Here is a 13,068-nt window from a genome sequence, read left to right as displayed (position 1 = left end):
GAGTCTAGTTCGGCAGACAGACGGCGGGTGCTAAGGTCCGTCGTCAAAAGGGAAACAGCCCTAACCTACAGCTAAGGTCCCCAAGTCACGTCTAAGTGGGAAAGCATGTGGGATTTCCAAAACAACCAGGAGGTTGGCTTAGAAGCAGCCATCCTTTAAAGAAAGCGTAACAGCTCACTGGTCTAAATAAGAGATCCTGCGGCGAAGATGTAACGGGGCTCAAGACGTGCACCGAAGCTTAGGGTGTGATCCTTTGGATCACGCGGTAGCGGAGCGTTCCGTAGGCCGTTGAAGCGATCTGGTAATGGGTCGTGGAGGTATCGGAAGTGCGAATGCAGACATGAGTAGCGATTAACAGTGTGAGATGCACTGTCGCCGAAATTCCAAGGGTTCCTGCTTAAAGCTAATCTGAGCAGGGTAAGCCGGCCCCTAAGACGAGCCCGAAGGGGGTAGTCGATGGGAACCACGTTAATATTCGTGGGCCTGGTGGTGTGTGACGGATGCCGTAAATTGTTCGGGCTTATTGGATTGCTCCGGGCAGTGAAGGGGTCCCAGGAAATAGCCCCACCGTATAGACCGTACCCTAAACCGACACAGGTGGAATGGTAGAGTATACCAAGGCGTTTGAGAGAAGTATCCTGAAGGAACTCGGCAAATTGCCTCCGTACCTTCGGAAGAAGGAGGCCCCACATATGCGCAAGCACTTGTGGGGGGCACAGGCCAGGGGGTAGCGACTGTTTAGCAAAAACACAGGGCTCTGCTAAGTCGGCTTCAAGACGACGTATAGGGCCTGACGCCTGCCCGGTGCCTGAAGGTTAAGAGGAGGAGTGCAAGCTCTGAATTGAAGCCCAGGTAAACGGCGGCCGTAACTATAACGGTCCTAAGGTAGCGAAATTCCTTGTCGGGTAAGTTCCGACCTGCACGAATGGCGTAACGACTTCCCCACTGTCTCCAGGATATGCTCAGCGAAATTGAATTCTCCGTGAAGATGCGGAGTACCCGCGGTTAGACGGAAAGACCCCGTGCACCTTTACTGCAGCTTCAGAGTGGCATTAGGAAAGAACTGTGTAGCATAGGTGGGAGGCTTTGAAGCGATGACGCCAGTTGTCGTGGAGCCATAGGTGAAATACCACCCTGTTGTTTTCTGATGTCTAACCTCGCACCGTTATCCGGTGCAGGGACCCTCTGTGGCGGGTAGTTTGACTGGGGCGGTCGCCTCCTAAAGAGTAACGGAGGCGCGCGATGGTGGGCTCAGGACGGTTGGAAACCGTCTGTTAGAGTGCAATGGCATAAGCCCGCCTGACTGCGAGACTGACAAGTCGAGCAGAGACGAAAGTCGGTCATAGTGATCCGGTGGTCCCTCGTGGAAGGGCCATCGCTCAACGGATAAAAGGTACGCCGGGGATAACAGGCTGATGATTCCCAAGAGCTCATATCGACGGAATCGTTTGGCACCTCGATGTCGGCTCATCACATCCTGGGGCTGGAGCAGGTCCCAAGGGTTTGGCTGTTCGCCAATTAAAGTGGTACGTGAGCTGGGTTCAGAACGTCGCGAGACAGTTTGGTCCCTATCTGCCGTGGGCGTCGAAATTTGAGAGGAGTTGACCCTAGTACGAGAGGACCGGGTTGAACATACCTCTGGTGTACCTGTCGTCACGCCAGTGGCGCAGCAGGGTAGCTATGTATGGACGGGATAACCGCTGAAAGCATCTAAGCGGGAAGCCTCCCTCAAGATAAGATTTCATCGAGCCGTCGTAGACCACGACGTTGATAGGCTGGATGTGGAAGTGCGGTAACGCATGGAGCTAACCAGTCCTAATTGCTCTGTTCGCGCTTAAGAGTCCCACCATCAACGACAATGCTGGAAACAGCAGCGTCCGTTGACGGAATGGTTTTAAGCCAGCCCAGATATACGAACATACAAATCAAAGCTCTTGATGTTCACTTTCCCAAGTGAAAGTGAACTGTGCACGGTATCGATTAAAAAACCGCAGTTATGCGCCTGCTTCATTGCTTGGTGACCATAGCGTCTGTGACCCACCCGATCCCATCCCGAACTCGGCCGTGAAACCAGTCTGCGCCGATGGTACTATTGCTCAAGCACTGGAAGAGTAGGGCGTCGCCAGGCATTGAAGCACGCGCATGACTACGGATAAAAACCCATTCATAATTGCAAAGCAGGGCGGCCCACAAAGCCGCCCTTTTTGCATATCAGGGCACCAAAAAAACGCCCAGTGTCGCGGGATGGAGCAGCCCGGTAGCTCGTCAGGCTCATAACCTGAAGGTCGTAGGTTCAAATCCTACTCCCGCAACCACACACCAACAGACCAAGCCGTCTCGGATCATCCCGGGGCGGTTTTTTTATGTCTTCCCGCGGCGAATTTGCGCCGTTTCTTGGGGATGCAGCGCCGCCCATCGGATCGCGCCTGATGCCAGGACGTCGATTTGCTTTTGGGGGTGTTTTGCCTGTGCCCAGCAGGAGATGCCCCCTATGCCGCTCAAGGAACTCGAGGTTCGCTACGCCAGCCGGCGATCGAAGGATTACAAGCTCGGCGATGGCAGCGGCCTCTATCTGCTTGTCCGTCCGACTGGCTCGCGCCTCTGGCGCATGAAATATCGGTTCGACGGCAAGGAGAAACTGCTCTCGTTCGGGCGCTACCCGGAGGTTACTTTGGCAGAGGCGCGGCTGCGCCGCGCTGAGGCCAAACTTGCCCTTGCGCGGGGCCGGGATCCCGGTCCCAAGGCTCCCTCGCCTGTGACCAGCTTTGAGGCGGCTGCGCGGGCCTGGCATGGCAATCGGGCGAGCGGGCTGGAGCCGGGGCATGCGGCAGGCATATTGTCGCGTCTGGAGCGCGACGTGTTCCCGTCGCTCGGGCAGCGCGATCTCAAGGGCATCACTGCGGGCGATGTGCTGACGATGTTGCGGGCGGTCGAGGCGCGCGGTGCCCTCGATATCAGCCGTCGGCTGCGCCAGCATGTGAGCCAAGTCTATCTCTTTGCCATCCCGCAGGGCTGGGCCACCCATGATCCGGCTGCTGGCCTCGCCACCTTGCTGCGGCCAAAGCCTCGGGTGGCGCCATTCGAAGTCGGTAAGATCATATCGGCTCATGCCGATGCTGAATCAGCTTTCTCGGGATTTGGAAAGGGCCGGCTGAAGACCCGCTGCCCGCGGATACCAATAGGCTGCCAGCGCCTCGACGACGTTATACTCTATGTCCAGACCGTCCTGCTCAACCCGCCATTCAAGGTAGTGGACTATGGCATTAGCTTGATCTTGCGTGAGATTATCCCATCGAGCGCGCGCGAAGTCAGTCCACGTTTCATCTTCTCGAGGCCAAATCCTTTGGCCGCGCGACATGTCATCAAAGCCATGAACGAGTGCGAAAGTCGGATCGACCCGATGCAACGCGCCGGCTAGGTCTGCTGCAAGAAAGGCAGGAATGTAGAAACGGATAGCTTCATCACTGAGGAAGCTGAGTGCAGACGCAAGCCCATCCGGCACCGCATCCAACCACTCGGAGATCAGTTGGGTCCAGTCATCCTTGTCAGCGAAATCCACTTCGATTTGCAACGGCTCATCACCTTGGACGCTATTCACCATCGGTACAAACCGTCCTCGCCGTATCGCAGGAAACGCGGTCTGCAATTCTTCGACTATGGAGGCTGCGGACGACGACATTAGATGCCTATGGCACGATGCACTCGCCGCCGCGATGCCCTACGCTCCGCGGTGGCAATTTATGGGTTCGCGGCCTAAGCCGAACCCGGCAGCAACGCCGACACCCAGCCCGATCGGAACCAGTCGAGGCAGTAGCGTCGCGGCACTATCGCGTGTCAGTCGATCATCTCGTGCTTCAGCGGTGTGCCGCTTGCGTAGCATCGACAGGCCCACCCCCCGTTCATGAGCAAGCTGAATAGGAGGAGCAGCCGCTTGGCGACCGCTTCGCTATCGGTGATTTGGAGGTGGAGGTGCTGCACGTCTCGGGCCACATTCTGGCGGATGTCGCCTACCGGATTGATGACGCGGCGTTCGACGGCGACACGCTGTTCATGCCCGACTATGGCACCGCGCGCGCTGACTTCCCTGGAGATAGATGGAAACTGAAGGTATTTCAAATATAATTAATTGAAATATAGGCATGAAACCTTGATTTTCGATGCAAGCCGGCTTGATTGACTCGTTAAAATATGAAACCCATCCTTGCGGTTCTGATGATTGCGCCGAACGGGGTGATCATGACTTGGCGCTATACAACTGCCCTGGCGGCTAAGGCGAATCTCGGACCTCGTGATCACGTCTTTATTTTGTCTTCGATCTTCAGGAGGTTTTCGATGCTCAATTTAAGAGCCAGAAATCGGCGCAGGATGGCAGTTGTCGGCCTTTGTCTCGGCTTTTTCTCCGTTCCTGCTCAGGCGAATGGCTTGATAACTATCAATAGCCAGATTGCTGCCAGCCTCATGTTGCTGACTTCTGGCAGTTCATTATGTGTCACATACGCCTACGACAAGAATGGTAACCGGACATCGGAAGTCACCGTCGGGGTGCCATCTTCTGGAGCGGTTTGGGGAAGCAGCCCTTTTGGCTGTTTCAATTGGACCAATCCATAATCGACTACATGCGTCGTAAATAAGCGTGAGCAATCAAGGGGGAGGGGGCATGCAAGTTATTTCCTGCGCTCGGCAAGCGCTTACGTTCTCGCGTCAACTCGTTCTCGCGCTGTGCGTTCTTTTCCTTTCGAGTCAATTCCAACCAGTTCGGGCTCAATTTGGCGAAGGCGTTGTGGGTTGGGTGTCCCCCGCTGGACCTAACGGCGCATGGGCGACGGCAGATGAAGCCTGCAGGGCGCAATGGTCGATTTATCGCGGGCCTAGTAGCCGCTTTATAGGTGCGTCGCCGGGTGACGGAAACTGGACCGTACAAGGGTGTAGGTGGACGACCTTCCAATATCTTTGTCCAGCCGAAACCGGTGGAGGTATCGGGAGCTGTGGGACCATCCTGCCCGTATATGTAGAATTTCATTGCGCATCTGGCTACACGCCAACGGTGGATGGCCATTGCCGCAACAACAATGAACTGCTCCTGGAAAAGAAGCCGTGCAACTGTGACAATGGTGGGCACCCCAATCCCATAGTCGGCAATCCGATAATATTGTCCTCAGGCGCCAAGGTCATCACTGCATCAGACTTTGAGACCAGCGATGGATTGTTCCGGATAGGCAGGCACTATCGCAGCTTTCAGGTCGGTCGCCCTATCGATGGCGTAGCTTTGCCCCAATCCCTGCCGAGGGGCTTGGCTGGCGGCTGGAATTTCGATTTCAGCTACGAAATTCAATTGGGAGCTTTTTCGGGATCGCCTTCGTCGCCTAATGCCAAGGTCGCGCTCCTCGCGCCCGACGGCGCGGGTTATGGCTTTGTCTTGCAATCGAGCGGGCAATGGGTTTCGGACCCGTCAGTCGGTACCGCTAATGCGCCTACGGATCTGAAGCTGGAATATATTGGGACGCTGCCGAGTAATCTTGCCGATATCAAGACGTCATCGAGCAGCTGGAAACTGACGGATCAAGACGACAATGTCTGGATTCTACAGACGCGGGTCGGTCCTAATGGCGGTGGCTACAACAGGGGTTGGCCGACATCCAAAGCGACACGGGGCGGCTACGCTTGGACATACGCCTATAACAGCGACAGCAGTCTTGCATCGATCACCGACAGTTTCGGCCGTACGGCGAATGTAGCCTGGTATAATTTTTATACCACGTCCCTGGCATCACCGCCTGCGGGATCGCTGCCATATCCTTTGGCCATATCGTCGATTTCGCTGCCTGATGGCACCTCGCTTCGTTACAGCTACGATCCGGCCCCTGCGACCAGCGCACCTTCGACATCGATGATCCAGCGCCTGATCAAGGCTGAACGGTTGAGCGCCAGCGCAGCGGTTCTCGATTCAACCACTTACTTGTACGAGGATAGTCGCTTTCCGGGGCATGTGACCGGTATTCTCGACAATCTGAACAATCGCGTCGCCACTTATGCCTATGATGCAAGAGGGCATGCCGTCTTGACTCAGGGCGGAGAGGGTTCCGATCGCTACGCGGTTGAATTCGGCCAGAACGGGAGCACGTTGACGCGCAGGGTAATCAATGCTCTCGGCAAGGCCTCCACATATCGTTTTTCCAGCTTCGCTACGGGGCCTGGTGATTTTCGTCTCTCGCAAATCGATGGAGAAGCGAGCGCAAACAGTCCCGCAAGCACCAGTTTGCTTACCTATGGTACGAACACGTTCATCGCGAGTCAGACCGACGAAGAAGGCCGTCTGACGACATTTGTCCGGGACGCGCAAGGCCGCCCGACCACCACGGTCGAGGGCAGCGGGGCCACAAGCCAGCGAACGACAACGACAAGCTGGGATTCTACCTACAATCTGCCGGCCAGCATCGTGCGACCTGGGCTGGCGGAAACGCGCAGCTACACCGCTACCGGCCAGCTTAGTGCATTGACGCTGACTGACACGACAAGCCAGACGGTGCCCTATCCGACCAATGGTCGGACCCGCACCTACAGCTATGGCTGGGATAGCAACGGCCGCCTGCTGTCTGTAAATGGCCCGCTGGCCGCTGACGCTCAGGGGCATGACGATCTGACGACCTTCGCCTATGATGCGCAGGGCAATCTTCAGACGATGACCAATCCGCTGGGGCAGGTCACCAGCTATGCCAGCTATGATGCCAATGGCCGACCGGGCACGATGACCGATCCCAATGGCATCATCACCGCCTTCACTTATGATGGTCTGGGCCGGGTTTTGACTGTCCGGGTAAAGCATCCGACGGATAGCGCGCAGGACGCGGTTACGACCTTCGCTTATGACGCTGCGGGCCGGATGACAGGGCTGACGCTGCCATCGACCGAGACGCTGCTGATGGATTATGATGCAGCAGGTCGCGTGATTGCCCTGCGCGCAGCCAATGGCGAGCGTCGGGACTATACATATGATGCGATGAATAATGTGGCGTCCGAGACGGTAAAGCGAAGCGACGCCACCTTATCGCGCCGGATCACAAGGACCTTCGATGAACTCGGCCGAATGCTCAGCCAGACGACTGGGCTTGGGCGAACGGCGCGTTGGGGTTACGACAAGGTCGGCAATATCGTCCAGACCAAAACCCCAAACGGCAATGCTGCGACCCAGGCCTTCGATGCGCTGGACCGGCTGGTATCTGCTGTTGCGCCGGACAGTGGGACAACATCCCAGGGTTATGACGCGCGCGACAATCTCGTCAGCTTCACCGATGCAGTATCGGTCACCACCCAGTTCGTTCGCAATGGTTTTGGCGATGCGATCCAGGAAGTGTCCCCTGACCGCGGCACGAGCACCTATTGGTATGATGCCGCTGGTGCGTTGATCAAGTCGAGTGACGGGCGTGGCCAGGTCATCGACTTTACTCGCGACTATATGGGTCGGCTCACGCAAAAAGTGCCGCAGGGGCGGCCCTCGTCCGAGATCGTGACCTATAGTTGGGATACCGGCGGTTTGGCGGGTTCCTATGATATCGGCCATGTCGGTCAGATTGTGGATGGTTCGGGAACCACGCAGTTCAAATATGATCACCGGGGCAATCTGCTGGCGCGCCAGCAGGCGATCGGCACGGGCAGCGCGCAACTTGTCTATGCCTATGATCTTGGCGACCGGGTTACCCAGATCACCTATCCGTCCGGGCGGATCGTGCATTATGGCTATGACGGCAAGGGTCGCGTGAACCTTGTCGAGAGCAAGGCTTCGGCCTCGGTGTCCTCATGGACGCAGGTGGCTGCCAGCTACGCCTATGAACCGTTCGGTGCGGTGAAGGCCATGCAGCTTGGCAATGGGCTGGCGGCGGCGAATGACTGGGGCAATGACGGGCGGCTCGCCTCGCGCAGGCTGTACCGCATGAGCGATGGGACCAGCCTGTCCTGGCTGGGCTATGGCTATGACCTCAATGATAATATCAGCTCGATCACCGATCAGCTGAGTTCGGCGGGGCCGGTGGTCTTTGGCTATGACGCCAATGACCGGTTGGTGCAGACGTCGATGCCGTCAACCGGGACGGCGGGAACCACCAGCTATGCCTATGCAACGGGAACCAACCGGCTGTCGTCGGTGACGAATGCGGCAGGAACGCGGACGATCGGTTATGACGGGCGAGGCAACACTGCCTCGGAAAGTCGCCCCGGCAGCATCAGCGCGAGCACAAGCTATGACGGCTATGGCCGTCTGACGGGCTACAGCCGTACAGACGTGGGCGCGCTCGATTTTGCCTATAACGGGCTAGATGACCGGGTAACGATGACGTCCGGCACGGGTACGCGGCGTTTCGTCTATGACCCGGACGGGCGCGTGCTGGGGGAATATGGGGCTTCAGCGGCAGATGTGAAGGCGGAGTTCATCTGGTCGCAGCCGCACGTGGCCAATGACAATACGCCCTTCGGCGGGGATGATGGTGTTGAGGGTTATGCGCCGCTGGCAGTAGCAACGCCGGGCAGCTCAGGCATCGTTCAGCTCAACTGGGTGCATGGCAATCATCTGGGCGTGCCGCTGGTCACGACGGATGCATCCGGCGCGCTCGCGACCACGCCCAACGACTATCTGGCACCCGGCTTTCCGGGGCAGAGCAAGGTGCTCGCTGACCTCTACTACAACCGCTATCGGGACTTCGATCCCACCACAGGTCGATATATCCAGGCTGACACTATCGGGCTGGAAGGCGGCCAAAACGTATATGCCTATGCTGAGAACAATCCCATTAACCTGGTCGATCCAAGCGGTCGGGCCCCTACCGCAATCCATTTATGCGCTCGGTTCTCAGACCTTTGTCGAGAAGGGGCAAAGGAATTGTGGAGGAGGTTTTTTGGTCCACCGCAGTCCGCTAACCAATGCCCTATCCCCGACCAAGCTCCCATCTTCACCAACCAAGGAGAGCGGCCAAGCAAAACGCCTAATAGAGGTAAGCCAGGATCAAAATACAAGAATCCAGGGAGTGGACAGGAGCGAGAATATGGCGATGATGGTTGGCCAGTGAAAGACACTGATTATGATCATGATCATGGCCAAGGCGTGCCGCATGAGCATGACTGGACGCGAGGCCCTAATGGGAAACCGATACGCGGTCCTGGCCGACCAGTTAAACCCTGAAATGGCTTGGGTATAATATGGTGAGTATATCATGAGCGATATAATCAATATTCCCGGTACGGAAAAAATTGTGGAGTGGTTTGGTTATATGCCGAACTTTCATGACTCTGAAGTCGAGGAAATTATTCTCCGAAGAGACCCTGAAGCTTCATTTTTTTCATTGATCTGCTGGAGAAGTTCTGTGCCAATTAGTGGCAGCGACGTATATAATCGTGAAAAGGAGGTTGTTGTCGTTTTTCGTATTGGTGGAATTTCTCAAATTAATCTGAATGATTGGAACCATCAAAATGTTCTCTCTAAGGTTGAGATATCTAAGACAGATGATGGTTATCGAATTGATCTGTTAGCAAATTTTGGGTTAGATGGATTCATCGTTGCTGACGATGTTTCAGTTTCTCTCCGGCATTCGTAATTGTAATAGTTGCTGTACTTACTGCTTCGTCGATCGTTCTAAGGTGCCGATTGGCCAGCGTAGGGATCGAACGGATTAATTGAAGGTGAGGATTGTTTTTCCTTATGTAGCGATGGAACAGGAGGTTGCAGCGGCACAATGACTTCCGGTCCCGTTGAGCGCGGTAGAGTACCCATCACCCCATGCGCGATGGCAGGAGCGCCGAATAGAATGAAGCATCCCAGCAGGGAGCGAACCCCATCTCGCGCTGAAAGCGTGCCTCGCAGCATGTTGAGGCCGATGATGGCGATAGCGAGCACTGCAATGCTGGTTCCGACTTGCCCTAGAATCAGTCCCTGTATCCACAGGGCCGCTGCTTCAAGGCTGTGGCCATCGGCATATATGGATGCGTCATTCATGTCGCGAACCTAGGCCAGACCAAGTCGTCCGCCAATTCCATCCTGAACCATTTTCATCGAAATATCCTGTGGCTCTGTGGCGGACTCTATGCCAAGGATCGACTCATCGAATTCAACCAAGGGGGGCTTGGATTTTGAAGCACTTAACAAGATTTTCAGCATATTGCCTGGCTCTTTTTGGGTGCTGCGGCTCGCCCGCTTTTGCGCAAATGGCGCAAGATCCCGAAGGCGCGGGTCCCATCATTGGAGCGGTCAGCTGGCTCCAGGGAACATTGATGGGAACCTTTGCGACAGTGGCGGCGGTGGTCGCTGTAGCGTCGGTCGGTTTCATGATGCTGACGGGCAGGATCAACTGGCGTCATGGCGCAGTGGTTATCCTTGGATGCTTCATCCTCTTCGGCGCCGCGAGCATCGTCGGCGGCATTCGCGCTAGCGCAGGCGGTTGATGGGTCATGTCATCTCTTAAACAGGAAACCGTCTTCATCGCGCTCACACGGCCGCAAATGTTCGCGGGCGTTACTTACAGCTATTTCGTGATCAATATGGTCGTCGCGGCTGAACTGTTCCTGCTGTTCAAATCATTTTGGTCGATCGTTATCGCTGCTTTGCTACATGCCTGCGGCGTGTTGCTGTGCTTGCGTGAGCCACGCTTCTTCGATTTGTGGATTGCGCGCGTCAGCCTCTGCCCGCGGATCAAGAATTACAGGTTGTGGGGATGCAACTCCTACCGCCCCTGACCCGCGATCCCCGTGTCGTGGCACGTGAGAAGGGGGCGGGGACCCATCTTCCCTACGCGCGACACGTCGATGACGTCACGATAGAGACGCGCGATGGCCTGCTCATGCAGGTCATCAAGATCGACGGCCTGCTGTTCGAGACGGCCGACACCGACGAACTCAATTACCGCGCCGCGCTGCGGGACGCCATGCTGCGCACGCTCGGGTCTTCGCGCTTTGCTGTGTATCACCACCTCGTCAGGCGACAGGCGCAGCTCTCTTTGGATGCGCATTTCCCCGACGCCTTCTCGCAGGAGTTGGACGATCGCTGGCGTTCAAAGCTCGCGTCGCGCCAGATGTTCGTCAACGACCTGTTCCTGACCATCGTCAGACGTCCGCTCAAAGGTAAAATCGGCGTTCTCGAACGGATCAGGGGGCTCGCCGCCAAGAGTTTGGTCGAGCGGACAGCCCTGTTCGCATCGGAGAAGCGAGCGCTGGATACGGCCCGCGAGGCGATAGTCGCCTCTCTTGGAAATTATGGCCCCCGGCTGCTGACGGCCTATGACGAAAACGGCATCTCCTATTCCGAACCCTTGGAATTTTTGTCCCAGCTTTACAATAGCGACGCCCAGAAAGTCGCACTGCCCTATGGAGATATCGGACATCACCTCCCCTCCCGCCGGGTGAGCTTTGGGCAGGAGGCGTTCGAACTGGCTGGATCGGGCGCAAACCCGCGCATGTTCGGGGCGATCATTTCAATCAAGGATTATCCCGCGCACAGCATGCCGGGCATGTTCGATCAGCTGCATCGCATGCCCTTCGAGATGACCGTCACACAATCCTTCGCCTTTGTGGAACGTGGTGAAGCCCTCGGCCGCATGAATCTTGCGTTGCGCCGTATGCGTTCGACCGAGGATGAAGGCATTTCCCTGCGCGACGACCTAGCGCGAGCCAAAGATGATGTGGCGAGCGGGCGGGCAGGCTTTGGCGAGCACCATAGCAGCATCAAGGTCCATGCGACCGACTTCTCGACGCTCGACGCGCAGGTTGCCGAAGTAAAAGCCGTTCTCGCAGAACTAGGCATTGTCGCCGTGCGCGAGGATATCGCACTGGAACCAGCTTTCTGGGCGCAGTTCCCTGGTAATTTCAAATATATTGTACGCCGGGCACTGGTGTCGACCAGCAACTTTGCGGGCCTGGCGAGCCTGCATAATTTTCCGGTGGGTCAATCGTATGGAAATCATTGGGGCGATGCGGTAACGGTTTTCGAGACGACGGCTGCCGGTCCTTATTTCTTCAATTTTCATCAAAATGATCTGGGTAACTTCACCGTCATCGGTCCATCCGGCTCAGGCAAGACGGTGGTTCTCAACTTCTTGCTTGCGCAAGCTCGCAAATTTGCGCCTCGCATTGTCTTTTTCGACAAGGATCGCGGTGCGGAGTTGTTCATCCGGGCAATCGGCGGGCAATATGATCGATTGAGGCCGGGCGTGCTCGCAGGACTCAATCCTCTTCAGATGGAGGATAATCCGGTTAATCGGCAATTCCTGATCGACTGGCTGGCGATGCTTGCCGGAGGTACTGATGTTGCCGAGATCGACATGATCAAGGATGCGATCGACGCCAATTTCACGCAGGGGGTCGTCCATCGTCGGCTACGCTATCTGGTCGAAATGTTCCGCGGTTACGCCAAACCCCATCCGCAGGACCTTTATGCTCGATTGCGTCCCTGGTGGGGTGAGGGTGAGCATGCCTGGTTGTTTGACAATGAAGCGGACCTGACGGACCTCGAAGCGAGTATTATCGGGTTCGATATGACCGCCATTCTCGATCATCCCGTGACCCGGACACCGGCCTTGTCTTATCTCTTCCACCGGGTGGAGGAGCGTCTCGACGGTACGCCTGCAATCATTGTCGTCGATGAGGGCTGGAAAGCCTTGGATGATGATATTTTCGTGCGGCGGATCAAGGATTGGGAAAAGACCATCCGCAAGCGTAACGGGATCGTTGGCTTTGCCACGCAGAGCGCGCAGGACGCGCTGGAAAGCCGTATCGCGAGTGCCATCGTCGAACAGGCAGCGACCCAGATTTTCATGATCAATCCGAAGGCGCGACCGGAAGATTATATGGACGGCTTCGGTCTCACGGAACATGAGTTCGAATTGGTCAGAACCTTGCCCGATAAAGCGCACTGCTTCCTCATCAAGCGCGGCAACGATAGCGTCGTGGCTCGCCTCAATCTGGCCGGCGAGCAGGATCTGCTGACCATATTGTCGGGCCGGGAAGCCACCGTACGTCTTTTCGACGAATTGACGACCGAACCGGACCATGACCCGGACAATTGGATGAGCCGACTGTTGGAGCGCGCTTAGC

Annotated in this window: 8 protein-coding genes, 1 tRNA gene, 2 rRNA genes and 1 pseudogene (1 of these 12 only partly in view); 11 read left to right on the top strand and 1 reads right to left on the bottom strand. The window is 56.5% G+C overall.

The features are described 5' to 3' along the window. The 8 genes and pseudogenes from PMI04_RS17910 to PMI04_RS17875 all read left to right on the top strand — a co-directional run. A 23S ribosomal RNA gene (locus PMI04_RS17910) occupies positions 1 to 1,838 on the top strand (it extends 956 nt beyond the left edge of the window). 175 nt (positions 1,839 to 2,013) lie between these two features. Beyond that, positions 2,014 to 2,128: ribosomal RNA gene (rrf, locus tag PMI04_RS17905) — 5S ribosomal RNA — on the top strand. Between the two features lie 110 nt (positions 2,129 to 2,238). Next, positions 2,239 to 2,315: transfer RNA gene (locus tag PMI04_RS17900), tRNA-Met, on the top strand. A gap of 176 nt (positions 2,316 to 2,491) precedes the next feature. Beyond that, on the top strand, positions 2,492 to 3,418 hold the full coding sequence (locus tag PMI04_RS17895; RefSeq protein WP_283184814.1) for an integrase arm-type DNA-binding domain-containing protein: 927 nt from the start codon (positions 2,492 to 2,494) through the stop codon (positions 3,416 to 3,418). Between the two features lie 515 nt (positions 3,419 to 3,933). Continuing rightward, a pseudogene (locus tag PMI04_RS17890) lies at positions 3,934 to 4,089 on the top strand (MBL fold metallo-hydrolase); the annotation flags it as partial. Between the two features lie 99 nt (positions 4,090 to 4,188). Beyond that, complete coding sequence (locus tag PMI04_RS17885) at positions 4,189 to 4,608, top strand: hypothetical protein (protein ID WP_157178155.1); 420 nt, start codon at positions 4,189 to 4,191, stop codon at positions 4,606 to 4,608. A gap of 49 nt (positions 4,609 to 4,657) precedes the next feature. Next, on the top strand, positions 4,658 to 9,169 hold the full coding sequence (locus PMI04_RS17880) for an RHS repeat-associated core domain-containing protein (protein WP_238535946.1): 4,512 nt from the start codon (positions 4,658 to 4,660) through the stop codon (positions 9,167 to 9,169). 31 nt (positions 9,170 to 9,200) lie between these two features. Further along, on the top strand, positions 9,201 to 9,581 hold the full coding sequence (locus PMI04_RS17875) for an Imm50 family immunity protein (protein WP_081491028.1): 381 nt from the start codon (positions 9,201 to 9,203) through the stop codon (positions 9,579 to 9,581). Positions 9,582 to 9,619: 38 nt separating this feature from the next. On the opposite strand, the gene PMI04_RS17870 is transcribed toward PMI04_RS17875, so the two are convergent. Further along, the gene (locus tag PMI04_RS17870) at positions 9,620 to 9,979 is read right to left on the bottom strand and encodes a TrbC/VirB2 family protein (protein WP_081491027.1); all 360 of its coding nucleotides are present in this window, start codon (positions 9,977 to 9,979) and stop codon (positions 9,620 to 9,622) included. Between the two features lie 134 nt (positions 9,980 to 10,113). On the opposite strand from PMI04_RS17870, the gene PMI04_RS17865 reads away from it, so the two are divergent. Genes PMI04_RS17865 through PMI04_RS17855 form a run of 3 tightly spaced genes read left to right on the top strand, consistent with a single transcriptional unit; the run spans position 10,114 to position 13,067 of the window. Continuing rightward, a complete protein-coding gene (locus tag PMI04_RS17865) occupies positions 10,114 to 10,425 on the top strand; it encodes a TrbC/VirB2 family protein (protein WP_052028088.1) in 312 nt (103 codons plus the stop codon). Between the two features lie 6 nt (positions 10,426 to 10,431). After that, positions 10,432 to 10,716: a type IV secretion system protein VirB3 gene (locus tag PMI04_RS17860; RefSeq protein ID WP_007711929.1), complete on the top strand. Its 285-nt coding sequence runs from the start codon at positions 10,432 to 10,434 to the stop codon at positions 10,714 to 10,716. Then, positions 10,695 to 13,067: a VirB4 family type IV secretion/conjugal transfer ATPase gene (locus PMI04_RS17855; protein WP_007711928.1), complete on the top strand. Its 2,373-nt coding sequence runs from the start codon at positions 10,695 to 10,697 to the stop codon at positions 13,065 to 13,067. Before PMI04_RS17860 ends, PMI04_RS17855 begins: the two co-directional genes overlap by 22 nt. Position 13,068 lies beyond the last annotated feature (1 nt).

Origin of the sequence: Sphingobium sp. AP49 (assembly GCF_000281715.2) — a bacterium.
GTDB lineage: Bacteria > Pseudomonadota > Alphaproteobacteria > Sphingomonadales > Sphingomonadaceae > Sphingobium.
Note: the sequence above shows the minus strand (reverse complement) of the source record. Positions and strands in the feature narration are given on the sequence as shown.